We start from the raw sequence: 26,402 nt of genomic DNA on the forward strand, positions 1-26,402 counted from the left end.
ATTTCCTTACTGAGATTTCAATGTGCGAGATTCGACCTGGCCGGTCCATCGCAGAAGAACGCTGGCACTGCTGCCTGAGCCAGGCAGCGGACAATCGGGATATGTTCGTCCCGGTAATAGTCTTCTGTGTTGAGAAGATTGACTGTTGCCAATATCTTTCCCATCCAAATCACTGGAACGTTCAATATGCTCGAGCAACCCGTTGCGAAAATCGTCTCTGCGTCGGGAAAATTGGCAACAATGTCTGCTCGATTGCGTCCGATGAAGGGTTGCCCGGACGCGAGCACTTTTTGGAGTCGAGGAGCCGAATCAATACGCTTGGTGCCACCTGCAGCGTATGAATCGCTCACGTTGCTATATGCACGCTCGACAACTCCTTTGTCGGCGTGGACAGCCAGCACTGTAAGCAATTTCCGGCCAACGACCCCCGCAATTGCACTATCCAGTGCTGCCAAGGTCGACAGGGGTTGCTCAATTAGTCCGTGAGCTTCTGTGATGGAACGCAGCCCGGCAACCAGTTTTTCACAGGACGTCATGCGTCACCCCGCGAGGGAACCGGCACGGCGCCGGGACGAGCAGGCTGGCTATCTGATGTCGCAATGTCTTCCAATGCGAGACCGCGCGTCGGAATACCGAAGATGAGAACGACGGCTGCGCCCGCGAGCAGGATGCACGTCGTGACTCCAAACACTCCGGCAAACCCCAACGTCGGGTAGATGAGACCCACGAGGATTGGCGCAATGACAGCGCCGATTCGGCCGAAGGACGATGACGTACCGACGCCAGTAGCGCGAAGGTGGGTCGGGAAGATTTCCGGTGTGTAGGCATAGACGCCACCGAACGTGCCGTTCATGAAAAATGAGAGGCAGATACCTGCGACAGCGATTTGCCACGTTGCGTCCGAGAAAGCCATCCCGACGGCTGACAGTCCACCCAAAACCATGTAAGTCGCAATTGTTGCCTGGCGGCCAAGGCGTTCGTTGAGGTAAGCCGCCGAGAGGTAACCCGGGATTTGCGCTGCGTACATCAACAGGGAGAATCCAAAGCTCTTCGTGATGGTCATGCCATGCTGAACGAGCAGACTAGGAATCCACGTGAAGAACGCGTAATAACTGAAGGCAATGGCGAACCACATTGTCCACGACATGGCCGTCGTTCTACGCAGCTTTCGCGACCAAATCGCAGCAAAATTTCCTAAGAACGTGGACTGATGGACGTGAGGAGTCGCTCGCACAATCGTCTCGGTAACCGGCTCAAACGTCTGCCCTTCGTTGAGAACCTGGGCCTCGATTCGGTCCAGTGTCGCATTGGCCTCGGCGACCCTCCCGCGGCTTTCGAGCCATCGTGGAGATTCGGGCAGGGCACGCCGCCACCAGATGAGAATGAAGATGGGCAGCGACGTGATGACCACGACATAGCGCCATCCGTCGTGAAAATGCGGAATTATCAGATTGCCCAGAACAGCCGACATCACATAGCCGAACGCAAAGAACCCGGCCAGCGCTCCAGTGAACGCGCCTCGGTACTTGCGTGCAACAAACTCGGACAGAAATGGCGCGACGATGGCGCTTTCTGCGCCGGCGCCGAAGCCCGCGAAGATTCGAATCGCGTAGAAGGCTTGCCAGTGGTCAACCTGAGAACTGATGACTGAGGCGATACAGAAAATCACCAGCGTCGTCATCATCACGAACCGACGTCCGAAACGGTCGCCGCACAGGCCAGCCAGCATGGCCCCGAAGAAGAATCCCGTATAGGTGCTGCTGGCGATGAGCCCCGTCTGAAAAGATGACAAGCCCCACGCCTTGGTAATTGCTGGCAAGACGAAGGCCATCGAAGACGAATCCATGGCATCGAAGGTGTAGCCAAGGCCGCCCATGAATAACAACTTTTTGTGAAAGCCACAGAACGGCAGCCGTTCGAGGCGCGCAGCAACGCTAGACATGCTGTGTCTCCAGCCTTCCGTTGCTTGGCAGAAGGCGTCCAGGTCGTTCTCGTGAGGAGTCTTCCGCAGATGACCCCCGCCAGTGGTCCAGTTGGACCGCACACGAGCATTTAACGAGCGTGACTTTCATGCGTCAAATGCGAAAAATAATTCATAATGTGCGAAAAACGCATGAGGAGCAGCCATGCTGAACATTCGAGAACTTGAAGCTTTCAGGGCGTTTATTGAATGCGGGTCGGTCACACTGGCTGCCGACCGTCTCGGACGCACACAACCGCAGGTTGGTCGACTTCTTACGTCACTGGAGGACTCTGTTGGCTTTCGATTGTTCGACCGTGTCGGGAAGCGACTTCGCGCGACGCCAGAGGGCTGGCGCTTTTACGAAGAGGTCGACAGAGTAATTCGGGAACTCGAGCTACTCACCCGGTCTGCGAACCAAATCCGCACGGGTTCGTCGGACCACCTGAGAATACTCGTCGCGCCGCACGTCACCAACGCATTGGTTTCACCGGCGCTAGTGGAAGTCCAACGCAGGCTGCCGACGTTCACCGCGGAAGTGGCGTCGCGAGTGCGTCTCGACATCGAGACCTGGATAACGCACGAGCAGTTTGATGTCGGCCTGAGCATCTTGCCCATCGACAATCCGGCTATTGAGGTTGAGCCGTTTCTCAGGACGCGGGCTGTAATTGTTATGTCCGAGTCGCATCCGCTCGCGAAGCGAGACGTCGTTTCTCTTGCAGACATTCTCGACCTTCCACTGGTCGCGACCCACTCGCGCTCGTTGCTGCGTCAACATCTGGAGCGTCTTTTCCGTAATGAAAAGAAAAAGGCGAATATCCGCTATGAAGCAACGAACGGCCTTACCGCTTGCGAACTCGCCGCTCAGGGTTTAGGTGTGGCACTCGCTGACCCTATCGTGGCAATATCGACCGGTGCACCGGATTTGCTCGTGAGAGAGTTCACCGAGGGAATGCCGATGGAGTATGGATTCTTGTACCCCATCGGGAAGACTCGGTCGCCAGCGGCCGGCGTTTTCACCGACGCTGTTCGGTCGTCAATTCAGGAGCGGTTAAAACAACTGGCTCTTCCGCAAAACGCCCTTGCGCTGGTGTGATTGTGCCGGGACGTCACCTTTACAGCGTGCCGCCGGTGGTTACTTCCGTGAGGAATATTGTGTTAGGTCGCGGACTTTTAGCGAACCTCTCGCGCGAATATTAGCCGGACTATCTTCAGAGCGACCAGCGAGAAGCTTGCTGTCGACTCCGACGCAATCACGACCGCTGAGGATGGTCACGGTGTAGTTAGTGAATTGCTGCGCAATCGCCAATTGCCCTCGGCCGTTGGGGCCGTCGAGCGAGGACGCTTCGTCATCGAGCGTGGACCTTACTTCGCTATCGCACCCACCTTTCTGCCCTAGGAGTAATACCCGGCCCATGGGTTGCACTACGTGGTTTCCGTGGCGTCTCGAAGTATCCACGACGTCGTTGCAATGGCCTTACGTACGCTATTCCATCGAGCTACCAGATTCACCATGGTCTGACGGAAGCCGGATGCGTGCGTTCGACTCGTTTTGCCAAAGGCCTGCTTGTACGTCGATTATTGGCGTCGTTGTCACCGCGGCGGCTACACCATCTGACGCAGGCAATAGCCCGGAAAACGACGCGATGAACTCGGCTTCTTCTTAGTGGCGAACTGGACGGGCGTAAGCGACGGGAACAATGGGTTCAACACCTGGCCCGGCAAAAAAGAAAGGCCACCTCGTCGGCGACTTCGGATTAGAGCATCTTGGGGGTGGCGTTGGCGGCGTGGTTCTCTGTCATAGGCGTATTTGTTCTATCGGAAGGATGTGCTGGTCCTGTTGAATAGAGGTGCGGTCAAAACGAAGAGAGATTCGATAACAGAGTGCCGAGCGATTCTACTGACGATGCGACGACTATGAGGAGCGTGCACGATGAGGTCCGTAAAATATGTTTGCGCGTCGAGCAGCAGGAAAATCGATGGAAAGCTCGACGAGAGCACAGCCTGGTTCGAATTCCATCAGGTTGCTCATCTGTTCGGTATGAGTCTCGAACAGGCAACCAAGTTACTCCGGCACGCGGGCATGACCGGCGACATTGAGCCCGCAAAAGACGTCAGGTTGTCCGACCGTTGCAAATGCCTAATGAGTCACCGGGCAGTCGTTGCAGTCGGATATCTGGTCAACTATGGTCGGGCAACAGCCTTCCGTCACTGGTGCGCGTCGAGCCTGGCTGTCTTGTTCCGCTAAAGCGCCTTTGTACTTCGTTCCCGCTGCCCCATTGGTAGACCGCGTAGCCCGACTTGTCCAGCGCGCGGACGAGGACATCTACGATTGCGGCATCGTCTTCTGCAATCAGTGCTCTCACAATCCGGAGCATGTGTGCCGTTAGCCGGTTCGGAGGGCGCGCTGTTTACGCGAGCCGGACGAAGCTTGAGTTCACATGTGGTTGTAGACCGCTTCGTGCGACAGGAGGCAAATGCGGTTGTGTCGACAATGGCTGTCAAATATTTCCTCGGAACCACGTCGGGAGCGGCGATAGTATGAGGCATACGCATTCGCCCCTAGGGACCGGGAAGCGAGCAAACCTAATTCACCCACGCTCTGGGTTCATTAGTCACTGAGACAAGCGCATGCGTACACCGGAGGGCGCAGGTGGCGCTACTGACGGGGTATCGTCGGTACGTGCTGGAAGCAAGTGTCCATACTCGGCCCATTCGTCTCGTTTACTGCGTCGCCCCGGACACCAAACAAGCTCACAGCCATGGTGAGGGGCTTCAATATATGCGTAAAGCCTAGGGCGGCGGCGACTGGTTGTTTGCAACTCACCACGTATATAAATTTCGCGATGGCATATGACTTAAGTAGTATGGAATAGTGACGCCGAATGTACTAAGGGACGCCGTGTTTAGTCACGTGTTTCAAAAAAAAGCTTATTTTAAGGTAGGCATTGGTAAATGACATGAGAATAGCTCTTAGGTTATTTTAAAAATGTACACGCTTGAACGGATTCTCCAATCCAACCCCGGCACCTGATTCCGCTAAGACGTTCGTATCGTTTTTATGGTGCGAGCGCTGGCCGGTAGCCGGGTAGTCAGCCTCTTTCTAAAGCAAGGCCGAGCTAACTGACAGGTCGGCCTTGCCATGCCCGCTCTCAGTTTCTAGTTCTGGTAGTCAAGCGTTGCGGGGTTGCTGTTCCTGAAAATCAAGAACCAGGGCGACTTCAACGGGCCGCCAGCGGAGTTGGCCTTGACGATGGTGTCGCAATGGATGGGGTTGGTCGTGATATCGCAGCGTCTCAATTCCCCCGTGGTGTCGGATAAGTTGCCGGTGATGGGGACGAACAGCTTTCCTCCAGGCCCGAAGAGGATTGCCTGTGCGAAGGCTCTGGCCGACCCCGGTGTCCACAATGGCAGCGTGTCGAGAAGCTGGCCTGTCTTGCCATCCAGTTTGAGGATTTTGTCGACGTCGTTGGCGTTGCTGTTATCACGGAAGCTGGTCACCCAAAGGTTACCATTGTTATCAAAAACCAGTCCTTCCGGGCGGTGCAAGTCTGGAACCGTGACATATGATGCAAATACGTCAACGAACTGGTTAGTCTGGGCATCAAAGCGCAAAATGTATCCCTTCAGTGGGTCAAACAGCGGGTCACTTGGATTCAGACACCCTACTGATGAGACATACAAAAGACCGTCCGGACCGAATACCACGCCCCTTGGATGAAACTCGGGCTTGAACGCTGTACGGTTAAGGCTACCCACAAAGGCGCCGAACGGGTTGTATTGCTTGACGTTGCCTTCAGCTGCGCAGCTGCCTCCCTTGGTGCCAATATCCGCGACGTAGAAGCGGTCCTTCGGTCCTCCCCGAACCATGCCAGTCTGCGGTAAAAACGGTGCGTTATGGTCACTGGATGCGACGAGCTTGTTTGTGAACATGCCGGTCGTGCCGTCAAAGAGCAGAATCTCGCCGTTGATGTTGGTGTCGATATTCTGATTGATGAGCACAAGCTGCCCATCGCTAAAAATCATGCCCATGGGTCCATCCAGACCTCCAGCACCGGTAGAAACGAAGGTGCCAAGATAGGCTCCTGTCGATGCGTCAAACTGCTTGACGTTGTTGTCGCCAAGGTCGCCGACTAAGAGTACGGCCGTGGTCGGCGGAGGCGGCTGATTGACAACACCTTGAGCATTGGCGTTCGTCTGCCCGACTGACCACGCACCCATCGCAACGACTGCTGACAGCAGCATAGAGGGGAGTACATGCCGCCGAGCCGGCCGGCGTTCTGCGTTCAGTGAGCTACGGCGCGAACAAGCACGAGAACATGCAATCATGGGATGCCTCCATGGATTATTTACTACTTCATCTGACAACTGCACCTTGGGCGGCTGAGATGCGCTACCCTCCATTTGCCGGCGTCGACGACGCCGAATTGTCGACTGTGGAACCCGAGGGTCCAGGGTTGTCACCGCCGCATGCGCTCAATGCCATTGCGACCAATAGGGCGAACGCTGTTGCGTACAATGCCTTCTGGAAGAATGAGAGCAAATCATTCATGAGGCCTCCAGTGAGGAGAAGCGAGCAGTCTGCCAGCGTCCCGCTGCACTCAATTCGCCGCGGTCGCCAGCGCTGTGAAGACTGCCAATGTCCACACTGCTTTTGATGAACGGGAACGGGTCTTTCATGGCGACCTGCGTTGATTCAACGCGTGTAATACGGGAGGGCCGGAATCGTGTGACTGCTTGCAAGAAGATGCGGACAACGGCCAAACACAATGCCGGCAGGCATTGGCGCAATAAGTTGGCCAAAGGAATTGCTCACTTGCATTCGAGCATAAAGCTCTCCCCCGTCTTCAGCTCACGTTGAGCCGAAGACAAAGTTTTAGAGCATTGCCCGATGTGATGACAAATAAAAGGTTGTGTATCTTAAGAAGAAGCAGGCTCCTCGGAATTGGTCTTAGTAATTTAATTGACAGCAATACTTGTTTTAATCGCTTTTAACTTTTTCACTTCGAACTCAGTATAGGTGAGCTCACTAAAGATTACATTTTATCTTTTGCCGATAAGGCCTCACGCCGCCCGCCGAACTCGGTGTGCACCAAGCGGATGCAAGTCAATTGGGTCAGCGTGTAAAGCCTAGGGGCTGACCCGTTCGGCGTCTCATCGTCCCTGCCTACTTGACAAAGAGGTTGTAGGTGATGTCTTGACTGAAAGGGGTTCCCACAATAAAGGCCGTGCCGCCAAATTTGATGGTATGAGGACCGGGTGGAAGTGATGCAAGCAATATGTAGTATCCGTCCGCCACCGCTGGTGAATAGACCCCTGCGCGTAGAGATTTGACGCTTCTGACCTTTGGTGGCTGTGTGATGATGGGGTCAAACAGATTGTTACCCGGCATTGTGACGCTATACGCTGGTCCAGTACAAGGTGGAGTAGGCCCGCCGGCGCACGTACGGTACGGTGTCGCAGGGCTCAAACTGACCGGCACACCGTCCACGCTTGCGTGCAACTCAATAACGGGACCAAAGGCTGATTCGATGTCCGCCCAAAGCTTCGCAGGAGTATCCAGGTTATCTTGCCCTGGAAAGTGAATATCCCCGAGGTTTACCAGAGGGAAGAACAGGTACTTTCCAGCAGGTATCGTGCAGTCGTTGCGGGTCGCTGTGACCTGATTGGTAGAGCCGAACGTCCCGACGAGGAAAAAGACCGGACTGCTGCGTGGCTGGTCGACTCCGCAACCTTGGCCGGTCTGGTCCAACAGCGGATTGTTAGGGTCGGTCGTCGACTTTGAGAGAACGTACTGCCACCAACCCACAGACCACTCGCCATACGTCATCCCTGTTTGCATCTGGGCGTCACTTGGAGAAATAACAGCGAACCCCGATGCATCGGCGATGTGAGGCGTTGCTACCGCAAGCGTAAAGGCTGTCACGGCCGCTGCCGTGATAGCGTGGCATCTGTTGCCTTTCATGACGTGCACCTCTCTTTGCTCAAAAGAACTTAGGGCGAAGGAACACTTAACGACCTCGTGCTCACGCTCGTACTGTTTCCCGGTCTTCAGGAGACCGGCCAACAAAGGCAGTCGATGCACGGCGTGACTGGAGGTTCTGAGTCCGCAGCGGTCGGTTGTTGCGACTGGCCTCCGCGCCGCGCACGTCCTATGGCGTGGCGCTCGCGCTCGTACCGCTCGCCACCGGTGTGATATCAATTTCGCCGCTGTCGGCCCTGTCCAGCTCAGCAAAGGCGGACGCAGCAGGCGTGTAGTTGGTTGTCGCAGACATGACAGTTCCGGACGCGACGGCGGGCCGCGAGAAGCCAGTGAAGTGGGTGTTGACAACGCCGCCAGGGAATGAGGAGGTGTGCTGGGTTAACGTTGAGCCAACCAGCTGCCCGTTGCCGGTCCACGTGACATCGACCTGCACGTCGAAAGTGATTGCAGTAACAGTATCTACCAGCGTTACGTCACCCGTTATGTGTCCGCTGTTCAAGTTTGGTGATATTTGAAATGTGGCTGGCTGAGGGTTGTCGCCAAAAGCGCTGAGCAATAGCAGCTGTCGGCAATAGTCGAAAACGGTGACAAACACGCCGAGGTCCTGGATAGTAGTATGCGGCGTCCCGCTACTCGAAACCACACGGGTGGTACCTGAAAAGGCGTTGACGGCAACGGTCGTATCCATGCAACCATCGGCGCTGCGACTATCAAAAAACGCAGTCAAGATGTTTGAGCTGGATGTCTGCATTTGCACCGAGGTGGGCGACGGCGGGAGCGCGGACGAGGACGCCTTGCTGATTGCGTTCGCAGCCGCACCGCCCCCGGAGTCCCCGCCGCAACTTGTCGCCAACAAGGCGACGGTGAATGCGACCAGAGATGTGCCGGCCGCATTCCAGAGCTGCGTGAGCGAGTTGGAGCGCTCATTGCTCGCAAGTGAAGGAATTCTCATGATGGCCTCCTCGGAGGCAGTGCTTTGTTGCACACATAGGGCGGCGCCACGCAGCGCCGCCCTATGACGTTACGACACGAGTGGTACTCGCGGTTGGCAAGCCCTACGAACCCATCGTGATGAGGAGCGTCACATCCTTCGGGATAGTCACCGACTTGTGGCCCAAGACGCCTTTCGGGATACTGAACGTGCCACCAAAACGAATCGTGTGCGAACCAGGAGGCAGCTGGAGCATCAGGAAGTAACCGTCCCCCACCGACGTGCCGGTGCCGCCGACCGTGTTAAAAATCCACGGCGTAGGAGCGGTAAACGTGAACTGGCCGGTCGTTGCACGATACGCGGTTACGTTGGCGACCGGGACGCCGTCGATGGTCACGAACAAGTCCTGAATGTAATTCGCGAACTGCTGGGCAATCGCCAGTTGGTCTGCCGCCGTGGTTGCAAAGAACGGCGGGGCGTCCAACGACGACGCCTCGACATCGAGCGTAGTGAGAAAGATGGCTTTGCCAGGCGGGATAATCGTCGCTGATTGATTGCACACTACGACCGCGTCCGGTGAGGACCAGAACCAGACATCACCGCTTTGGTCAGCCGAGATGGGACGGTTGTTACAGTCATTGAATGGATGCGGAAGGGGCCCGAGTGGTAACGCCAACGCCCATTGCCAGAATGCCACCTCCCACTGGGCATACGTTCGACCCTCGAAAGTTCCGTTTGGAGGGACAATCTGAGTGGTCTTGACGGCCGCCGTCGTTACGGAGTCGCGGGCCACTGCCGAGCCAGTTGCAGCACCACTATCGCCTCCCCCACAACCGCTCAATGCCGTTGCGACCGCTGTGATGATTGCCGATGCATGCAATGCTTTCTTGACGAGTGGAATTAGGTTTTTCATGGCGACCTCCAATGAGCCGAAGCGAATCCTTGGGAGGACCGGAATCGCGAGGTCGCTTCGAAGACGGCGGACAGCAGCTAACGCGATGCCGGACGGCAGTGGCGCAATAAGTTGGCCGGAGACGTTGCGAAACTACTATTTGGGCGACCGGATGCGTGACAGCGGGCTTCGCACGGCTATACCACGTCCATCTCCCGATGCACCGAGAAGCAAGCGAACGCAATCGCCCAGCCTCTGTGCTTCGTTCGCGACAGAGACAAGCGCATGCGTACGCCGGAGAGAGGGCGTGCCTGTGCGCTACTGACGAGGTGTCGAAAGTATGTGCTGGAAGAAGGTGTCCATAGTCGCCGATTCGTCTTGATTCACTACTCCGCCCCGGACACTCAACAAGCTCAGGATGAGGTGAGGGGTATTTCAATATATGGGTAAAGCCTAGGGCAGCGATTGGTTGATTGCAACCCAAGGGGCATAAAATTCCGCGGCGGCGGCATATGGCTGAAGTCACTAAGGAATAGAGACGCCAAATTGCTCGATTAACAGTTTTCAATATCTTTGCGGCTGCCGTTCGTGTGAACATTACAAATTTTTTAATATGTCGATTTGCAAGACTCACACGCTTGATGGCGCAAGGTCCTTGTCTTTAATTACAGATAGCGTGTGCTTTATAAAAGTGCTTGTAGAGGAGTCTAGACCTCGTGAATAGCCCTCAGTGTTATTCGCAACGTATACAGCGAAGCAGCTTTGTTTCATTTGCACAAGCGACGTCCGCAAACACAACGATTGGCGTTCCTTACTAAAAAATCGGTGTTCCGCGTGACGATTCAGGAGTTCTTCGATGCACTGCGCGAGCAGAAAATCAGTCCGCTCGTCGACACGCAGGCGGTGAGGGCGGGCGTCGATGCACGGGTACGTGCGTTGTGCGTCAGCTACCCCATCCCAGGGCGATGGCCAGTGCTCGACCTGGAGAGTGCCTACCAGCAGACGCTTAATGAACTCCCGAACGTCCCGGACCTCGTCAGTGACGGCTACAGAAGAACCGTCAACCTGCGCGGGTACGACAACATCTACCGATGGTCGAATGGTTTGGCGATTTCGCCGAGCAGTGGGCCCCCCATATCCGGGGCAATGCTCGCGCTGCTTCCGCCAGCCTCGACCTTGTCGTCACCCAGGCTGCGGGCCTATAAGAACGCCAACCGCGCACTTCGCGGGTTATGGCTGCGCCGGCTGTTAGACCGCTAGCTGGACAGCTGCTTCGCGACGGCGTTCAGTCCTACCTCAGCCCGGACCGTCGACCGGACGGCACCGCCAATATTGCATTCACGGGCAACTTGCCAAGGACACCCTTCAACTCGTCAAGCGAGAGAGCAAGCACGGTCTGAGTGCGCACACCGATGAGCCGAAAGGTGTTCCTGAGAGGGCGGAACCGCGTGGTCGGTTCGAAGAGCGGCGGACAGCGGCCAATGCGATGCTGGACGGCAGCGACGCAATAAGTTGGCCGGAGAAACTGCTACTTTGCGATTGATTAGTGACAGTGCCAGGTCCCCTCCGTCATGCCGTCGCGGTGAGGCGCGTCGATTTCGACGAAAGCCCCACCGTTTTCGACTCTTTTATTTAGTGTCCGCTGTCGGCGTTGCATCGTGGCAAATGACCACAGGTAGTCAATGCCGAGGAGGTTAAGCTACCACTTGCGCTGGTGCCTTCGGATACGCCGCCATACCCGGACGTGTTGTTGTTCATTTCGCCGTGCATCGTATCCAGCGTGCTCGTGACAGGGTCTCCGTGGTAGGTCATGCCGGCAGTTGCCGCGCCATGCGCGTTGCCCCCGCCACTCCCACCGTTGCCATTTCCACCACCGTCCGCAAACGCGGCGCCCGTCGCACAGAGTGCAGCAACGGTCCCGCCGCAGGCCAGGGCGACCTTCAGTGAGTGCTTCATCATACGTCTCCTGCAAGCTCGACACGCTTGGTTCGCGTCGAGACTGATGCGCCGCTAACGACGACGGACCATCTGCGCAGCGGCGGTGCGCAGACGGTCGATTCAACCCGGATATTCCGGACGCTTGTGGCGTTAAGACCCGGGGTACCGCTGCTTTAGACGGTCGATGCCCGAGGCGGGTTGCGGGCCAGAAGAGGCCCCGAATCGCACTGCCCGACAGCGCTGCAGCTACCGCATAAACGAGCGACTCGGTGGATTCTTGAAGGAGGGTGTGTTTTGAAACAGTTTAACGGGCCGTGAGCCACAGGTCCCTGATACCGTCAGAAGAGGCCGTTCCTGCCCTGCTGAACGAGCCCGCCTCTGAACTGGAAAAGGCGGTGACAGGCCTGCGGGTCGAACCACGATTGCATGAGACGCTTGCGCAATGTTGTAGAGCCAGCGGTCGCCGCCTGGTTACTGCAATGCAGGTCATGCGATTTCTCGCATCACCGGCGCGATGTGTCCATCAGGTGAGGCAATGTTGGATACACGTGACCTGCGGAACCCGCTCTCATTTCTTTATCGGTAAATTGCTGACCGTGGCTGCAATATCAATCACCACCGTGTTGGCCACGCGGTCATGCAGAGCTTGCTTCCGCGGATTGGACAGCACCCACAAAAACCCAGCGCCGAATGTTGAAAAAGTGAGCAAATAGCCGAGCGTGCGCAACATAGCCTGCGTCACGGTCATCGGCTGCCCGGTATCGGCATCCACGATTCGAAGGCGCACCGCGCGCTTTCCCGGTGACGTTCCCCATACGGCCCACATTGCGCCAGTGACCAATATCGGGATGCACTGGTCAACCATAAGCCAGAGAATGATGGACGAGGCAAAAGCCTCCGGTGCCATCAGGATGTCTTCGGTCGAAGGTCCGAGGGGGATGAACAGCAGGATGACCGTCCACCATATCGAATCAATGAACAGAGCGCGGGCGCGCTGCGAATAAGTCGCGTAGCGCATCAGAAGCCGTGCGTCGACGACGTTACCGGAGGATGGCAGACTCCGACGCCCCAGCCCAGTAGGGTCGATGAAATCCGGTAAGCCCATTTTGTTAGGAATCTCATTTGGAAGTCCCCGCTGGTGTCTTTTCGGCCGGCGAGCAGTCCGGTCACACTGGCCTCCTCGTCAAGCTCGTCCCAATGCAGACCTTTGTGCGAGCTTGACATGCACATTCGCTGACGTCGAGCGGACAACGCCGCAACCCGGCGCGGGAAACATGACAGTGGAGCACGTGAACTCACAACCGCGGCTCAACCCGACAACAAGGGTTGTGTCGTCAAGCAGCACCTTTATCGCGACGGCCGTCATCGATACGCATCCAATGTTTGTCGTGATACCCGGGTCAATTGGGCAGCGACTGCTGTTGCACTTCGTCACTCGGTTTCACTGTAGCCTGCGTACGCGCTGCCAATCGCTCATGATTCGTTGTCCGCTCTTCTGAACTAGGTGGAGGAACGACCGATGTGTTGGCAGCTCCTCCGTGCGCCAATTTTTTGACGGAGTAGCTGGCGAATGCATGCCCATTCGCACTTCGCGCGCTCGTCGACCACGCCACCGTGATAATTTTTGCCACCGAGGTGTCGAGCGCGGAGAAAATCGCATGCTTGCACGCGCTATCAAGCCCGAGTCGGGCCTGTGAATCATCACTGGACGAAGTTTTGCCGTGCAGCAAGTCTCCGCTTGCACCGCTTCCGTCACCGCCAGGACCACCTCCCAGGAAAGGGCGTCCTCACGATTCGCATGCTCCAGGTCCGCGAAGAGTTCATGCCAAAATTTAACGCCTCTGTACGAGCGACCGGGACCGCGCACGAACCGCAAGCGTGCCAATAATGCAGCGGTGCGGGCCGCCTCGACTTGTGCCGCCTTCGCGACCGTCCGGGAACCGCCCCAAACACTGCTTCGCCGGCAGACAATTGACGCGGCAAGAAAAGCCAACGTCATGACGATGACAAACGCCTGATTGCCCTGGAGCAAATTTTCGTATGTCATACGGTCAGGAGCGCTTCCGCCTTTTTTAAATTGCCACCAGCCCGAGGCGCTGAAGCAGTGTCTTGCCCTCGGATGTCAACCGCAACCCGGCACTGATGGAAGTCGTTCGGGCGACCTCCATCAGGCGTTCCTGCTGAAGCGCGACTGCATCGGGTCAGCGAGCGAGACCGCACTCGCGGAGTCTGCAAAGGCGCTTCCTCTGGTCACGAATGAGTGACCACGAACGGCCCGGCGGGAGCAAACGGCGAGGGCCAGGCATGGCGCATGCGCGGCGCCGGACACTGCGACATGTCGTCGCGCAGACAGGAGATTCAGATGAACAAGGACCAAGCGAAGGGCGTCGGCGAAAAGGCGAAGGGCAAGGTGAACGAAGCCGCTGGCAAGGTCACTGGCAATCCAGCACGCGAACTGAAGGGCGACCTGCAGCAGGAAGCCGGTCAGACGCGTAAGGACATCGGCGACATAAAGGAGACGGCAAAGGATACGGCCAAGCGCCATCAATAACATCAAGCGTTGGTGGCGGGCACTCTTTACGCGCCCGCCGAAGCCGGCGCGGAGTCCGTCGCCTATCGCCAGCAAGCGTCAATTCCGGCAGACTTGGTGTGAATGGGTGGCCGTGGGGTTGACGGGCGCACGACGTTGCCACGCCAAAACGATGCGCGGCCAGATGCTTGAATGATTGTGGACGTTAGTCCATCAGTGGCCACCGGTTTCCGGAAACAGGCGCTCAACGCCTCTGCGTCGAAGCGGATTTGACGCCGCGACCAGCAAAACGTTTGCAATCGGCGCTACGGGTTGGCACGGCTACGAGCGCACAGTTCACTGTATTCCGAACTCTCGGGGCACGGAGGCTAACCGGGCGCACCGTTGCCGAGGCGGGCGCTCTTGCATGCTCCCAACATCGTTGCACTTATCAGCTGCCCGCGTTCGCAGCGGGGCGGCCCGCTGGCCAAAACGCGGAGAGTCAAGTCGTTGCATCGACTAGGCGCATCGATAGACGATTATTTTTTCGTGGTGGCTTTGGCTTGTTCAACGACCTCTCTGGTCGCCGTGGTCGACGCGGCTTCTGCAGCGCCGACGTTGTTTTCGGCAATCTTCAATGCTTGTTCCACGGCTCTTTTACCGGCTTCAATGGTCGCACTCGTCGCTTCATTGGCTGTCACAACCGCCGACTGGAAGGCATTTACTGCCGCTTCGCTTCCAGCTGGTGCATTGTTTGCCACCGTATCGACAAACGCCTGCACATTGTGCTGTTGCTGCTTCAGATGCGCCTCTGCGCTCGCGGCTAGTTCGGCCTGGGTGCTGAAGATGATGTTATACAAATGCCGCCAGTACGACTGGGCCTCTTCCGTTGCGGCCTGAGCCCGCTTTGCCTGTAATGTGAACAGCTCCTGTGCGTCTTTCGTGGACAACGCCGCGCCTGCGACTGCCTGATTTTCGGCGAGCGTCGATTGGAACGCTCGCAGGTTCAGCTCAGTCAGCTTTTCGATGCAGCTAAATGCCTTGGCCCATACATCCGATAGGGTTTCGAAACTGACTCTTTGTGATGCAACTGCGTGTTCACCGGAGAGACTACTCATCGCGACCTCCATCTAGGTAGTAGCGGGTGTTCGTCGAGCCCATCTCAATGGATTCGCGAACAACGCGCCACGGGCGGGAATTTTGTTGGTAGCAAACCCCACTCCCGGAGGTCGGGCCGCGAATCGCAAATTAGTAAGGCGCTTTCTGAAGTTCCGAGAGCCCGAAACGGCAGGGACGAGAGTCGCCGGCGACTTCGGGATTTCCGCTATTTACTCCGCTCGCTTGAGCATCTTCCAGTCGGGCGATTTCCTTATCCGCATGGCGCTTTCTAAAGCAAGGGCAGGCTTCCGTTGGAAGAAGGCAATGACGTCTGCGGCGAATCGTTCTGAACTGGTGGCAGACCTGAAGCTGTGAACGGGGCGCAATGCGCAGGAGCGGCCATCGTTGGTCGGCCGGCCTCGCGCGCTATATGGGACCCGGTCAATTCAGTGGAACTGAGCACGCGCCTTGCGCAATTGACCATGCTCGAAATGGGAGTGCCTGTCACGAGGAAGAGATTCCGACGCTTGCTTCCTATCTGTGGGAGAAGGACGGCTGTCCGTCAGTTAGAAGAATACTGGGAAAAGGCGCGCAAGCAGTTGTTTGCGGACGCGATACCGGTGGGGCAGACCGGGAGGCCGGGAAATAGCATATTCGTGAAGGAGCTATCGAGAATGTCACGGAGACGATTGCGGACTCTTAATACCGGCGCGCGGAGGGTGCACGTGTAGGAGTACGTAGCGACTGGTTCTTCTCCACCACACATAGTCGCCGTGCACGCGCGAAATGGCTGATTGTGATTTGCCGCTGCTTGCAGCCGCTCGGCAGCGTGGTTCCGTTGATACAACATTCGCCCGCTACGCTTGACCGCGCCGCAGCGAGCGCTCGTCCGGCAGAAAAGCGCGTAAGTTCGTACGCCCCGACATGCTCGCCTTCGGTGTTCGTCGGCTCGCGCCAGGCTGCGGTGCTTCGTCATGCGTGTGGACGTTGAGACGTTTATGCACCGCGACGCTGGAACGGCGGATGCAAATAGGTTTGCTCACTCCAGGAGGAGACAATCATGAGCACACCACTTGACCCGACAGGTAATACGTCCGGCGGCGCCGGCGCCGACATCGTCGGTGACGGACGTGGGGAAGGACCGGGACCGGATGTGATGGCGGCGGCGACGCTCGATGGTGACAAGGTCGTCACGTCAGACGGCGAAGACGTCGGCAAGATTTCGGACATCATGCTCGACGTGCGCAGCGGACGCATCGCATACGCCGTCCCCTCCGAGGGTGGCTTCCTTGGGATGGGCAAAACGTTGCATGCGATTCCGTGGAGCGCATTGACGCTCGATACGGACGAGAAATGCTTCCGCGTCGACATCACCGCGCAGCAGCTCAAGGATGACCCCGGCTTCGACCCTGACCACTGGCCGTCAATGGCTGACGCGGCCTGGGGCACACAACTGCACCAGTACTACAACCGGCAGCCATACTGGGCCACGACGCGAGATATCGTCGGAGGACGCGACAGCGCCGCCGACGTTTGATTGACAGCTCGCGTGCGACGCCCCGGCCGATACAAGTCCGGGCGTCCGTACAAGGGAGACAGCGATGAAAAAACGACGGACAGCCATGTTGTGTTCTGCAACCCTCATTGCGTTCGCGGGAGCGACGTTCGCTCAAGGCGGCGCCACTTCAGGAGGCGGTGGCGGCAACAGCAATGGTGGCGCGGCGGGTCAGGGCGGCACGGGGATGAGTACGCCGAACGCCAGCGGGCCGACGGGCACGACTTCGACCTCGAAGGGCTCGAATACCATGAAGGCGCCATCCGGGACTTCGAAGAACTACAAGCCGCATGCGAAGAGGGCGTCCGATACCGCCGCTTCATCAGCCCGGTAGCGACGTTTCGTGCATCGCCTTGCCCTTCTGGGCAAGGCGGTGACGTTGTCCAGACGCTGGGGTTCGCCTGCGTGTGGCTGCTAACGGCATTGGTCACTGCATCTGCACACCGCCATGTCTACTGTGCTACTGGTCGACGATGAGGTCGAAAATCTTTGGGCTCTTCAACTGGCGCTGGAGTCGTGCGGACATCACGTCGTGCTTGCAGAAAACGGATGCGAGGCCTTGCAAAAGCTGCAGCGTCAGCTTCCGCGTCTCATCATCACCGACTGGCAGATGCCTGGGATGGACGGTGTCGAGCTTTGCCATCGCGTGCGGTGTCAGCCTTCGCTCGCGGACTTGCCGATTATCCTGCTGTCAGCCACGTCCGAGCCGAAAGGCTATCGGCCATGCTGGACGGCATTCTTTCAGAAGCCGGCTAACGTAACGGCTCTCCTGGATTCAGTGAACGTCTATATCGCGGAGCGCCTGGCAGAGGCGTCCAGAAAACCTGCTCTGGGTGACCCCGCCCCGTCGCGGTTGCAGCCAATAGATTCCCGCTGTTGGCCGTAGGGAAGGAACGGTGATGGAATCGGACGCGCCATGTTTGCCACACACGCGGTTTCCACGACGGTTCAGCTTCCTGCGGCAACTGTCCGCTGTCAAATGCCCGGAGCGTTCTCGTGAAGCTCTGTGAATCTTGGTCGCGCGCAGTCATCTCACTTTGCGTAGCGTTCCGGTTCCAGCAGGTCTGGTGTTGGGCAATAGTACGAGCCAGAACATGACGAGTGCTTGGTGCTGCAAAGTGCTATGAGCCATCCTTTCGACGACCTCTATCGTTGAGCCGGCGTGACGATGCAGTTGCTGCCCGCGCGACTGTCTGCAAACCTGAAGTTGCGCAATCGAGGCCTACAATCGAGACGTCAATACAATCTTCAACTGCCATGACGCCCTACCGCCAGTTTGACGTGGGAGCAAAGGCCGAAATGTTTTCCTTCCTGGTTGTTTCACAACAAGGTACTCAACTGGACACTGGATGCGCTCCCATTGACGCAAGGTATCAAAACGGAAACTTCGCTGATTTTGGATGGATTTGCTTGGGCTGCGATTTTCGATAGCAACCTGAGACTGGATTCCTCTTGCGCTGTAACAAGGGTAATCTACGAGCGGTGTCTCAAACATCTCTCGAGTGCCAAATACTATCGCTAGTCTCGACCACTCGCTATCAGATGCGATTGTCGACTGTTCGCAGACGACCTGCATTCCCGGGCGAGTTCTCAGCCTCCTCCTGCCCAATTCTGAAGGACTACGGGAACAAGAAACCGAACTTCCTTGTTGGCAATGAAGTCCTTCGTAGCTTCGTCATAGACGGCTCGGTACGGCTTTTGAAGCTGCTCGCTGAGCCATTCATCTTGAGAGCCGTTCCACACTTCGAATAAACGAACTCGTCCGCCTTATCCGGGTCTTCGCTCAGGACCGCGCTCACGAAGCCGGGTTCCTCGCCCATTGTCTTCATGAGTTCGGCGAGATGCGGCACAAACAGCCGCTTGGTTGAGGGAAAGACCTTGAAACATACGTAGAGTGACAGTATTTGACGTGTCCTTCTTAGCTTCCTTCGCACGCTGGTCAGGCGAGTGCGACTCTGTGGAGGGCATCTCGTTGACCAAGCGGCGCGGGGAATTGTCACAGAATAGGAGAGGCCGCAAGCGGATGGTCGCGGCCGTTTCGCCATTCATGTCCAGTTGACGCTTAGTTGTCGAACTGACGAATCGTCGCGTTGTACGCGCGAGTTGCCATCTCTTCCAGGGGGAGCTTGCGCTCAACCTCAGACAGAATCTCGACGCCCCAAGGCCCGTCGAAGCCCGTTGCCTCGACAGCCTTTATGAAGCCTTTCACGTCGAGGACGCCCTCGCCCGGCAGCCGGCGCTTGTGGCAGGTGTCCATCCACAGCGGCTCGATTGCGTAGCGGTCTGCGTCGTCGAGTTCAATCCCCTTGATGAATTCCGGCTTAATCGTGGCGATTTCCTTAAAGTCGACGTTGCCACGGCTAAGATGCCAGATGTCGAGCAACAAACCGGCGTTAGCCTTGTTCGCCCCTTCGACGATTGCCTTGCCGGTTTTAATCGTACGTACGTTGCTGAACGGCATGATTTCCAGCATGACTTGCGTGCCGCGCCTTTCAGCGTCATCCGCCAGCTTGCCGAACTCGTCGACCATGAGCGGGATATTCGCTGATTCTTCGCCGATGCCAGGTCCGACCTTCACAATCCGTGCGCGGAGTTCCTCGGCAGCTTTGAGGTAGTAGTACCGCATGCTGTCGGACGTGCGTCGGCGCTCGCCGGTCTGATACCAGTCGACCAGAAACTCGAATTCAACGTGCTTGATGCCGTTGGCCTCGAGGATACGCCGCATTTCCGGGAAGCCAATCTTGTCAGCCGTCGCGTAGATGTCCGAGTGAATCAGACCGATGCCATCCCAGCCTGCCTTGGCGGCAGCTTCGACGCGGTCTTTGAAGGTGAACGGACTGATTTCGGTCGGGCCGAACGGATAGACGTCGCCGGACAGCGTGAAGTAGGCGGCGACAAGCTCGATTTTGGACTTGGACATTTGAACCCTCATGAAAGAAGCGGGGACAAGCCCGACGCGGGACTTGTATTGAGATGATGTCGGTCACTATCACGCAGACGCCGGGCGAGATAAACAGCCTGGAAATCGTCTTTCAGTAGAGTGAAAGTCCACAATCCGGCAGCCCGCGTCAAATCCGCTTGCTGGCCAGATTGTTCGGGCTTCGGAGCCTTTCCATTGGGTGAGCGGCGTGATTTCTCCGCTAGCAGGAAATAGCTTTTCGTTCTGTTGCATTTTTCTTTCTTGCATCAAGCCTTACTGTGCCTCCACCACAACACGGAAACCCGGTTCGTCCGATTCGACGCGCCCTCAAGGAGACACAGCATGAACCTGCGCAAATCCATTCTCTCCTGTCTTGCTCTCGGGACAATCGCTGGTGCGCTTAGCACCGGCGCCGATGCTGCCAATCAGCCATACGTCGCCCTGCTCATGCCTACGCAGAGCGTTGAATACTGGGCGCTTTATATCAAGGGATTCCAGAAGGAGGCCGCAGCGGACGGCCTTAAGGTGGATGTCAAGGTCACCAATTACGATGCGAACGAACAGGCGACGCAGGTCGAGCAGACGCTCGCCCAGAAGCCAGATGTCGTTGTTCTTGTGCCCGTGGACTCGAGTGCAATGGTGCCCTCGATTCGTAAGATTGACCAGGCCAAAATCCCGCTTGTCATCTCGAACTCCATGCCCGACCAGAAGTATTCGCGCTACTGGAAGGTCTTCACCGGACCGAACGATATCAGCAACGGCGAAACCGCAGCCAAAGCGATGATTCAGGGCTTCAAGGAGAAAGGCTACGGTGACAAAGGAAAGGTCATCGTCATCAACGGGCCGATGGGCACGCCGCCCCAGGTGCAGCGCTATCAAGGCTTCGTTGATGGGCTCAAAAAGAGCGCTCCGGGTATTGAGGTCGTTGGCGCGCAGCCGGCCGACTGGGATGCAGTGAAAGCAGAAGCCGCAGCGTCCGCGCTCTTCACGCAGTTCAAGGACGTGAAAGGCGTCTACACCGAGAACGATTCACAACTTCGCGGCGTGGTGACTGCCGCTCAACGACTCGGACTTGACCCATCGAAGCTTGTGATTGTGGGACACGGGTGTGATGCCGGCGGTGTCGAAGCCATCTCCGCTGGGAAGGCATACGCGACAATCGAGCAATCTCCCTTCGATGATGGCGCGTACGCTGCAAAGGCGGCGCTGGAGCTTGCAACCGGGAAGACGCCCCGGACTGTGCAGTATCTGCCTAACCCTATCGCCACCAAAGCGACCACCAACGTCTGCTATTCGCAAAAGAAATAAGTTGCGCGCCAGTGCTGACGCCGTCAGCTATGCGGTGCGGTATGTATTTGCGACCCTTCGGGGTCGCATTTGCCTTTACATGGAGACGAGGATGAGACAGGAAATTGGTGTGGCCGTGGTTGGGACCGGCTTCATGGGCAAAGCGCATGCGCTCGCGTACCGAGCTGTCCCCAACGTCTTCCCGAACTCCTTGAAGCCGCGCCTGGTGGCGGTTGCCGACGTGACCGAAGCAGGTGCGCGGCAAGCCGCCGAGCAGTTTGGCTTCGAGCGCGTAACGGACGACTGGCGGTCGCTACTTGACGACCCCAACGTGGAGGTCGTCTCCATCACGACGCCGTGCAGCATGCACCGGGAAATGGCATTGGCCGCCATTGCCGCCCGGAAACATGTGCATTGCGAGAAGCCCATTGCACCGTCTGCTTCCGACGCATACGAGATGATGAAGGCGGCCGAGGCCGCGAACGTCGTCACGCAAGTCGGATACAACTACATCAAGAACCCAATCCTCAAATTGGCGCAAGAAATGATTGCGTCCGGAGAACTGGGCGAAATCACGAGCTTCCGCGGCATACATGCTGAAGACTACATGGCTGACCCAGAGATTCCCCATGGGTGGCGAGTAGACCCTCAGAACGGTGCCGGTGCTCTGGCCGAAATCGGCAATCATATCGTCGGTATGTCGCGGTTCCTTCTCGGACCGATTACGCAAGTGAACGCGCAACTCGAGACTGTCAACAAGACGCGCCCGGTCGCACCAGGGTCACCCGAGCGAAGGGAAGTCAAAGTCGATGACATCGCGCGATTGATGGTGACGTTCGAGCGTGGGTGCTCCGGCTCACTCGAAGCTAACTGGGCCGCGACCGGACGCAAGATGCAACTCGAGTTCGAGGTGTACGGGACCAAAGGTGCGCTGTTCTTCTCCCAGGAGCGCTTCAACGAGCTTCAATACTTCAAGGTCGGCGACGACCCTCGGACCTCTGGGTTTGCTCGAATCGAGGCCGGTCCAGCGCATCCTCCTTACGAAAACTTCACCGTAGCCGGCGGGCACCAGCTCGGCTTCAACGACCTGAAAACCATTGAGATGGCCGAGTTTCTTGCGGCCATCGAGCATAGGACGCCCACGTTTCCGGACTTCCGCGAGGCCTGGGAAATCCAGCAGGTTGTCGATGCAGCCATTCGGTCGTCGACGGAGGGACAGCGAATCCGCCTCTAAGCGACCAGCAGTAGTCTCCACGGTTGCGCGCGGCTTGTCAGGCGTCACGTCTTGGCCCCGCGCGCTTTTTTTGTTGAGCGCATCGGTGCCTCAGATATTTCCGGTCACCGGAAATATCATTTCGCGGCAGCGCATTTTTCTTTTGCGGGCGAACCAATAACCTTTGATTCAACAATAACGAAGCCGCTGAGGCGAGTTTCAGGAGACGACAGGCATTCCCGCCCACGCAGCGATTCTTCGCAAATTCCTCTCCTCGCAGACCAACAGCAGCATCACTGATGGACAGCGTCCAAGGCTCGCTGAGCCGGGGCGCAAACCGTCTCAGGTCGATGCAAGGCCTCGTTGTTTCGAGAAGTATGCCGTCACCTATGCGTTAGCAAGCGCGCGGGAACAACTACGTGACCGTGACAGGCATCAGTTCGTGTCAGCGGACGACCGAGAAGAGTCCGCTTATGGAGGAAGACAATGCTGCAAGACGTAAAAAACGGCGCCGATATGCACGCCGCTCAGAGTCTGCTTTGCGCTCGCAATCTGACCAAACACTATGGTGGCGTGAAGGCGCTCACCGGCGTCAGCCTCGAACTGGCGGCAGGTGAGATTCACGCGCTGTGTGGCGAGAACGGAGCAGGCAAAAGCACGTTCATCAAGATTCTTGGCGGCCTCGTTCAGCCGGACGACGGCGAAATCACCGTCGATGGACACCAACTGAAGCTTGGCCATCGCACTGACCCTAAACTCATCTCAATCGTTCACCAGGAACTTGCTATCGTCCCGACGCTGTCGGTACTCGACAATATCCTCCTGGGTGGCGCGGACCAGAGCGAAATCTACCGTCGCGGCCAGTACCGCGACTCCGTACGCGAACATCTGGACTCGGTCGGTCTGTCACATATCAAGCTCGAAGCGCCTGCGTCGCGTCTCAGTCTCGCCGAATGCCAACTGGTTGAAATCGCTCGTGGCATGTCGCGGCACGCGAAGGTTCTGCTGCTTGACGAACCTACTGCAACGCTGTCGGACGCAGAGATTGTTCGCGTGTTCGAGGTCGCACGCCGGCTGCGCGACCAAGGGACTGCGATGGTTTTCGTGAGCCATAGACTCGACGAAGTATTCGCGCTTACCGACCGCATTACGGTTTTCCGGAACGGCCAGCATGTTCTTACTCAACGCACGGCTGACATGACGACCGCAGAGGTGGTCAAGGCGATGATTGGCCGCGAACTGGTGCATAGCTAGGTCAAGCCGCCCGAGAGTCGCGCCAATGTCACGCCTCGTCTCTCGATTGACAATCTCTCCGTCGCGGACAAGGTCAAGGACCTCTCGGTCGCGGTCGCGCCGGGAGAAATCCTCGCCGTGGTTGGGCAGCTAGGTTCTGGCGCGGAAGTGCTTGTCGAGGCACTGGCGGGCCTTCGTGGCGACATTTCCAGCTCTGTGATGCTCGATGGCCAGACGGTCAGACTCGATAGCGTCCGCAACTCGCTGCGAGCGGGCATCGGATACGTCGCCGAAGACCGCGCCGACAAAGGCGTCTTTCTGGACGCGCCGATTGCCATCAATATCACGTCCTCTGTCATGGCGAAGTTCAGCCGGGCGGGTGTGATGCGGCGAGCCGGGGAGCAGGAGGAGGCGCGACGTCTCGCGTCGATGTTCACCATCGACCCGAAACGCCTTCCGCACGAAGTATCCACGCTCAGCGGCGGAAACCAACAAAAGGTATCTCTGGCGAAGGCCGTCGCACTATCGCCGCGCTTGCTGCTACTGAATGAGCCGACCCGGGGCGTCGACATTGGAGCGCGAAGCGAAATCTACGGGACGCTGCGCAGGATGGCGGATGAAGGTCTTTCGATTGTCTTCTACTCGACTGACCTCGAAGAAATCCTCGAGCTTGCTGACACGGTGCTAACCGTCTTCCGCGGCCGCATGGTCCGTCAAAAGCCGAGATTTGAGATAGATGGCGACACGCTCCTGCATGACATCGTTGCGGGCGACGGGAGCACATCTCATGGCCGCGTCTCTTTCCGAAACCATCCTATGGAGGTGGGTAATGCATAAGACCGCTCTTGAGCCCACTGTGCAAGTCTCTTCAACTGCGCTGAGGCGGTGGGCCGCAGCCTTGCTTGGAACAGCCAGTATCCATGCCGCGTCGATTCGAATCGCAACCCTTGTTCTCATCGTGGTTGCCGCGGTCGTCGTTCCGCATTTCACCGAGTTCGGCAACGTTCAATCGCTGATGTACTCGGTCGCGGCGGTCGGCGTTGGGGCTATCGGGATGGCGCTCATCACACTCAGCGGCAATCTGTTCATGCTGTCGATGGGCGCGACAGCGGCCGTCTCGACCGTGATGTTCGCCGCGCTTATTCATCTGGGCCTGGGCGCGACACTGCTGCTCGTCGTGCTGAGTGGTCTTCTGATGGGCGCTGTCCAGGGTGGAATCATCGCCTTGGGTAAGGCGAACCCCATCATTACCACGATTGCCACTTCGTCAATCATCATTGGCGCTGGTGTCATCTACACCGGCGGATTGACCGTCATCGGACGGGGCGACGCGACGTGGCTCGGGCAAGGCAAGCTGTTTGGATGGCTGCCGACCCAGATTGTGGTGTTGGCCATCTTTGGGGCAATCGCGAGCTTCATTCTGCAGAAGTCGCGAATCGGCCGGGAGATTCGACTGATTGGAATGCGCGCTGAAGTTGCGCGTATCGCTGGTCTCCGGTTGATGGCAGCGACGCTGGTTTGTTACGGATTCGCAGGCGCTGCCGCTGCCCTTGCAGGGTCGTTGATTGCCTCGTCCTCGGCACAAGGCAACCTGACTTACGGCGTTGACCTGGACTTCAATGCAATCGCAGCCGTGCTAGTCGGCGGTATTTCGATTCGAGGCGGCCGCGGCCAAATCTCGGACGCAGTCACTGGCGCAATCTTCCTTGGTGTCATCAGCAACATCCTCCTGGTAAGCGGAGTGAGCTATGAGTATCAGCTGGTAGCCAAGGGTATCGTGGTCCTGGCGGCGGTCGTGTTCGGGGCATTGCTGGCCCGGCTCGGTCCTGGACGGAAATGACAGGAGATTTGAAAATGGAACAGTCTCAGCGGCTTCTCAATCTGACCATTCGCCTCGTTCTGCTAGTGGGGATGCCGACGATTTTCGGCCTTACCGTCAACCACTATTTCTCGCAAGCGAACCTTTACGCAATCTTCCAGGCGTTTGCCTTCCTTGGCATCGTGGCACTCGGTCTCTCAGTGACGATGGTCGCGGGCGAGTTCGACCTGAGTGTTGCTGCTATCTCGACCGTCGCCGGCCTGATTACTGTGAAGTTCGGTGGGGATAGCGCGTGGCTCGGCGTGCTGTATGCGGTCATCTTCGGTGTGGTGGTCGGTATCGCGAATGCCGCGTTGCTGCCCTGGCTGGGTGTCTCCTCCTTGGTGACGACCGTGGGCTCGATGATGTTTCTGACCGGAATAGGTTTCTGGCTCGCGGGTGGACGCGTGCTGAGTTACGGCAATCTCGATGTCAGCGACTTTCTCGACCAGAATGTCCTTGGAGTCTTTTCACCGCGTAGCCTCATCACGGTTCTCTGCTTCCTAGTGGTAGCGCTCTTCTTGCGCTACACCACCCTCGGACGGGATATCTACGCCTCGGGGGGCCACCGGAAGGCAGCGATTCAGAGCGGTGCACGTGTAGGCAAGGCGCTGACGATTGGCTTCGTCATTTCCGGGGGGCTTGCGTCATTGGGCGGAAGCCTGCTCTCCCTGAGCCTCGCGACAGCGTCGGCAACGATGGGAAGCAATATCCTCTTGCAGGCGGCCTCGGCGGCAATTGTCGGTGGTGTCGCGTTGGGCGGGGGCATTGGTTCACCGCTCGGCGTCGCGATGGGCGTGCTGATTCTTACCGTGCTGAACAACGGGCTGGGGCTGTTGAATGCAACGTCAACGCAAATTCTGCTCGTCAATGGCCTGTTGCTTCTAATGGTCGTCCTGCTCGACGGGCGTCTCGGGTCCATTCTGGCTGCCCCGCTCGGACGACTCGCGCGACGAAAGACAGCAGCGTAACCCTCCGGGTACTCCATGACGGCCGAGGCGCAAAAATCGCGTCGGCCGTTTCCT

At 57.6% G+C, this 26,402-nt stretch carries 24 protein-coding genes; 12 read left to right on the forward strand and 12 right to left on the reverse strand.

The window, feature by feature from the left end; genetic code table 11:
- Positions 1-17: 17 nt before the first annotated feature.
- Both BMW76_RS40630 and BMW76_RS32180 read right to left on the reverse strand, forming a co-directional pair.
- Entirely contained in the window at positions 18-536 is a 519-nt protein-coding gene (locus BMW76_RS40630) for a GAF domain-containing protein (protein ID WP_143062374.1), read from the reverse strand.
- Complete coding sequence (locus tag BMW76_RS32180; protein WP_090872605.1) at positions 533-1,942, reverse strand: MFS transporter; 1,410 nt, start codon at positions 1,940-1,942, stop codon at positions 533-535. Before BMW76_RS32180 ends, BMW76_RS40630 begins: the two co-directional genes overlap by 4 nt.
- 184 nt (positions 1,943-2,126) lie before the next feature.
- On the opposite strand from BMW76_RS32180, the gene BMW76_RS32185 reads away from it, so the two are divergent.
- Complete coding sequence (locus BMW76_RS32185; protein WP_090872607.1) at positions 2,127-3,056, forward strand: LysR family transcriptional regulator; 930 nt, start codon at positions 2,127-2,129, stop codon at positions 3,054-3,056.
- 2,063 nt (positions 3,057-5,119) lie between these two features.
- Here BMW76_RS32185 and BMW76_RS32195 read toward each other — a convergent pair.
- From BMW76_RS32195 to BMW76_RS32215, 5 genes are all read right to left on the reverse strand, one after another.
- Entirely contained in the window at positions 5,120-6,205 is a 1,086-nt protein-coding gene (locus tag BMW76_RS32195) for an NHL repeat-containing protein (RefSeq protein ID WP_245763462.1), read from the reverse strand.
- Positions 6,206-6,508: 303 nt separating this feature from the next.
- The gene (locus BMW76_RS42515; RefSeq protein WP_281248570.1) at positions 6,509-6,640 is read right to left on the reverse strand and encodes a hypothetical protein; all 132 of its coding nucleotides are present in this window, start codon (positions 6,638-6,640) and stop codon (positions 6,509-6,511) included.
- A 487-nt stretch (positions 6,641-7,127) separates the two neighbouring features.
- Positions 7,128-7,925 (reverse strand): hypothetical protein, encoded by a 798-nt coding sequence (locus BMW76_RS32200; protein WP_143062375.1) that lies wholly within the window; start codon positions 7,923-7,925, stop codon positions 7,128-7,130.
- Between the two features lie 187 nt (positions 7,926-8,112).
- Positions 8,113-8,895 (reverse strand): hypothetical protein, encoded by a 783-nt coding sequence (locus tag BMW76_RS32205; protein ID WP_143062376.1) that lies wholly within the window; start codon positions 8,893-8,895, stop codon positions 8,113-8,115.
- 103 nt (positions 8,896-8,998) lie between these two features.
- Positions 8,999-9,787, reverse strand: coding sequence for a hypothetical protein (locus tag BMW76_RS32215; protein WP_177200555.1), 789 nt, complete (start codon positions 9,785-9,787; stop codon positions 8,999-9,001).
- A 741-nt stretch (positions 9,788-10,528) separates the two neighbouring features.
- Between BMW76_RS32215 and BMW76_RS32220 the strand changes: the two genes are divergently transcribed.
- On the forward strand, positions 10,529-11,026 hold the full coding sequence (locus tag BMW76_RS32220; protein WP_143062377.1) for a hypothetical protein: 498 nt from the start codon (positions 10,529-10,531) through the stop codon (positions 11,024-11,026).
- Positions 11,027-11,398: 372 nt separating this feature from the next.
- Here the strand turns inward: BMW76_RS32220 and BMW76_RS32225 are convergent, their stop codons facing one another.
- The 3 genes from BMW76_RS32225 to BMW76_RS42880 form a co-directional block, all read right to left on the reverse strand.
- The gene (locus BMW76_RS32225) at positions 11,399-11,725 is read right to left on the reverse strand and encodes a hypothetical protein (RefSeq protein ID WP_090872620.1); all 327 of its coding nucleotides are present in this window, start codon (positions 11,723-11,725) and stop codon (positions 11,399-11,401) included.
- A gap of 547 nt (positions 11,726-12,272) precedes the next feature.
- Positions 12,273-12,722, reverse strand: coding sequence for an RDD family protein (locus BMW76_RS32230; RefSeq protein ID WP_090872622.1), 450 nt, complete (start codon positions 12,720-12,722; stop codon positions 12,273-12,275).
- Entirely contained in the window at positions 12,722-13,003 is a 282-nt protein-coding gene (locus BMW76_RS42880) for a DUF2442 domain-containing protein (protein WP_090872624.1), read from the reverse strand. Before BMW76_RS42880 ends, BMW76_RS32230 begins: the two co-directional genes overlap by 1 nt.
- 1,063 nt (positions 13,004-14,066) lie before the next feature.
- On the opposite strand from BMW76_RS42880, the gene BMW76_RS32240 reads away from it, so the two are divergent.
- A complete protein-coding gene (locus BMW76_RS32240) occupies positions 14,067-14,255 on the forward strand; it encodes a CsbD family protein (RefSeq protein WP_090872655.1) in 189 nt (62 codons plus the stop codon).
- A gap of 497 nt (positions 14,256-14,752) precedes the next feature.
- On the opposite strand, the gene phaP is transcribed toward BMW76_RS32240, so the two are convergent.
- Complete coding sequence (gene phaP / locus BMW76_RS32245) at positions 14,753-15,331, reverse strand: TIGR01841 family phasin (protein WP_090872657.1); 579 nt, start codon at positions 15,329-15,331, stop codon at positions 14,753-14,755.
- 1,040 nt (positions 15,332-16,371) lie between these two features.
- Here phaP and BMW76_RS32250 point away from each other — a divergent pair.
- From BMW76_RS32250 to BMW76_RS32260, 3 genes are all read left to right on the forward strand, one after another.
- Positions 16,372-16,848 carry a PRC-barrel domain-containing protein gene (locus tag BMW76_RS32250; RefSeq protein WP_090872626.1) on the forward strand — a complete coding sequence of 159 codons (477 nt, stop codon included), beginning with the start codon at positions 16,372-16,374 and terminating at the stop codon, positions 16,846-16,848.
- 64 nt (positions 16,849-16,912) lie between these two features.
- Positions 16,913-17,200, forward strand: coding sequence for a hypothetical protein (locus BMW76_RS32255; protein WP_090872627.1), 288 nt, complete (start codon positions 16,913-16,915; stop codon positions 17,198-17,200).
- Between the two features lie 114 nt (positions 17,201-17,314).
- Positions 17,315-17,752, forward strand: a complete 438-nt coding sequence (locus BMW76_RS32260) for a response regulator (RefSeq protein ID WP_090872629.1) — start codon at positions 17,315-17,317, stop codon at positions 17,750-17,752.
- A 1,176-nt stretch (positions 17,753-18,928) separates the two neighbouring features.
- Here the strand turns inward: BMW76_RS32260 and BMW76_RS32270 are convergent.
- Positions 18,929-19,786 carry a sugar phosphate isomerase/epimerase family protein gene (locus BMW76_RS32270; protein WP_090872631.1) on the reverse strand — a complete coding sequence of 286 codons (858 nt, stop codon included), beginning with the start codon at positions 19,784-19,786 and terminating at the stop codon, positions 18,929-18,931.
- A gap of 342 nt (positions 19,787-20,128) precedes the next feature.
- Here BMW76_RS32270 and BMW76_RS32275 point away from each other — a divergent pair, with 342 nt between their 5' ends.
- The 6 genes from BMW76_RS32275 to BMW76_RS32295 all read left to right on the forward strand — a co-directional run bounded on the left by BMW76_RS32275 (position 20,129) and on the right by BMW76_RS32295 (position 26,348).
- Entirely contained in the window at positions 20,129-21,094 is a 966-nt protein-coding gene (locus BMW76_RS32275) for a sugar ABC transporter substrate-binding protein (protein WP_090872633.1), read from the forward strand.
- Between the two features lie 91 nt (positions 21,095-21,185).
- On the forward strand, positions 21,186-22,307 hold the full coding sequence (locus BMW76_RS32280; RefSeq protein ID WP_090872659.1) for a Gfo/Idh/MocA family protein: 1,122 nt from the start codon (positions 21,186-21,188) through the stop codon (positions 22,305-22,307).
- 465 nt (positions 22,308-22,772) lie between these two features.
- Positions 22,773-23,540 carry an ATP-binding cassette domain-containing protein gene (locus BMW76_RS42105; RefSeq protein ID WP_245763463.1) on the forward strand — a complete coding sequence of 256 codons (768 nt, stop codon included), beginning with the start codon at positions 22,773-22,775 and terminating at the stop codon, positions 23,538-23,540.
- A gap of 45 nt (positions 23,541-23,585) precedes the next feature.
- On the forward strand, positions 23,586-24,356 hold the full coding sequence (locus tag BMW76_RS42110) for an ATP-binding cassette domain-containing protein (RefSeq protein WP_281248572.1): 771 nt from the start codon (positions 23,586-23,588) through the stop codon (positions 24,354-24,356).
- Positions 24,349-25,359: an ABC transporter permease gene (locus BMW76_RS32290; protein WP_090872635.1), complete on the forward strand. Its 1,011-nt coding sequence runs from the start codon at positions 24,349-24,351 to the stop codon at positions 25,357-25,359. The genes BMW76_RS42110 and BMW76_RS32290 overlap by 8 nt, the downstream gene beginning before the upstream one ends.
- A 14-nt stretch (positions 25,360-25,373) precedes the next feature.
- Positions 25,374-26,348: an ABC transporter permease gene (locus BMW76_RS32295; protein WP_090872637.1), complete on the forward strand. Its 975-nt coding sequence runs from the start codon at positions 25,374-25,376 to the stop codon at positions 26,346-26,348.
- Positions 26,349-26,402 lie beyond the last annotated feature (54 nt).

The organism is Paraburkholderia diazotrophica (assembly GCF_900108945.1).
Lineage (GTDB): Bacteria > Pseudomonadota > Gammaproteobacteria > Burkholderiales > Burkholderiaceae > Paraburkholderia > Paraburkholderia diazotrophica.

What these genes read in the sequence shown, in the direction of transcription:
- BMW76_RS40630 (WP_143062374.1), bottom strand. Translation starts at nt 536, where the DNA reads ATGACGTCCTGTGAAAAACTGGTTGCCGGGCTGCGTTCCATCACAGAA.
- BMW76_RS32280 (WP_090872659.1), top strand. Translation starts at nt 21,186, where the DNA reads ATGAGACAGGAAATTGGTGTGGCCGTGGTTGGGACCGGCTTCATGGGC.
- BMW76_RS32200 (WP_143062375.1), bottom strand. Translation starts at nt 7,925, where the DNA reads ATGAAAGGCAACAGATGCCACGCTATCACGGCAGCGGCCGTGACAGCC.
- BMW76_RS32255 (WP_090872627.1), top strand. Translation starts at nt 16,913, where the DNA reads ATGAAAAAACGACGGACAGCCATGTTGTGTTCTGCAACCCTCATTGCG.
- BMW76_RS32240 (WP_090872655.1), top strand. Translation starts at nt 14,067, where the DNA reads ATGAACAAGGACCAAGCGAAGGGCGTCGGCGAAAAGGCGAAGGGCAAG.
- BMW76_RS32195 (WP_245763462.1), bottom strand. Translation starts at nt 6,205, where the DNA reads ATGCTGCTGTCAGCAGTCGTTGCGATGGGTGCGTGGTCAGTCGGGCAG.
- BMW76_RS32260 (WP_090872629.1), top strand. Translation starts at nt 17,315, where the DNA reads ATGTCTACTGTGCTACTGGTCGACGATGAGGTCGAAAATCTTTGGGCT.
- BMW76_RS32215 (WP_177200555.1), bottom strand. Translation starts at nt 9,787, where the DNA reads ATGAAAAACCTAATTCCACTCGTCAAGAAAGCATTGCATGCATCGGCA.
- BMW76_RS32250 (WP_090872626.1), top strand. Translation starts at nt 16,372, where the DNA reads ATGAGCACACCACTTGACCCGACAGGTAATACGTCCGGCGGCGCCGGC.
- BMW76_RS32295 (WP_090872637.1), top strand. Translation starts at nt 25,374, where the DNA reads ATGGAACAGTCTCAGCGGCTTCTCAATCTGACCATTCGCCTCGTTCTG.
- BMW76_RS42105 (WP_245763463.1), top strand. Translation starts at nt 22,773, where the DNA reads ATGCTGCAAGACGTAAAAAACGGCGCCGATATGCACGCCGCTCAGAGT.
- BMW76_RS32225 (WP_090872620.1), bottom strand. Translation starts at nt 11,725, where the DNA reads ATGATGAAGCACTCACTGAAGGTCGCCCTGGCCTGCGGCGGGACCGTT.
- BMW76_RS32180 (WP_090872605.1), bottom strand. Translation starts at nt 1,942, where the DNA reads ATGTCTAGCGTTGCTGCGCGCCTCGAACGGCTGCCGTTCTGTGGCTTT.
- BMW76_RS32290 (WP_090872635.1), top strand. Translation starts at nt 24,349, where the DNA reads ATGCATAAGACCGCTCTTGAGCCCACTGTGCAAGTCTCTTCAACTGCG.
- BMW76_RS32270 (WP_090872631.1), bottom strand. Translation starts at nt 19,786, where the DNA reads ATGTCCAAGTCCAAAATCGAGCTTGTCGCCGCCTACTTCACGCTGTCC.
- BMW76_RS32205 (WP_143062376.1), bottom strand. Translation starts at nt 8,895, where the DNA reads ATGAGAATTCCTTCACTTGCGAGCAATGAGCGCTCCAACTCGCTCACG.
- BMW76_RS32185 (WP_090872607.1), top strand. Translation starts at nt 2,127, where the DNA reads ATGCTGAACATTCGAGAACTTGAAGCTTTCAGGGCGTTTATTGAATGC.
- BMW76_RS32275 (WP_090872633.1), top strand. Translation starts at nt 20,129, where the DNA reads ATGAACCTGCGCAAATCCATTCTCTCCTGTCTTGCTCTCGGGACAATC.
- BMW76_RS42515 (WP_281248570.1), bottom strand. Translation starts at nt 6,640, where the DNA reads ATGAAAGACCCGTTCCCGTTCATCAAAAGCAGTGTGGACATTGGCAGT.
- BMW76_RS32230 (WP_090872622.1), bottom strand. Translation starts at nt 12,722, where the DNA reads ATGCGCTACGCGACTTATTCGCAGCGCGCCCGCGCTCTGTTCATTGAT.
- phaP (WP_090872657.1), bottom strand. Translation starts at nt 15,331, where the DNA reads ATGAGTAGTCTCTCCGGTGAACACGCAGTTGCATCACAAAGAGTCAGT.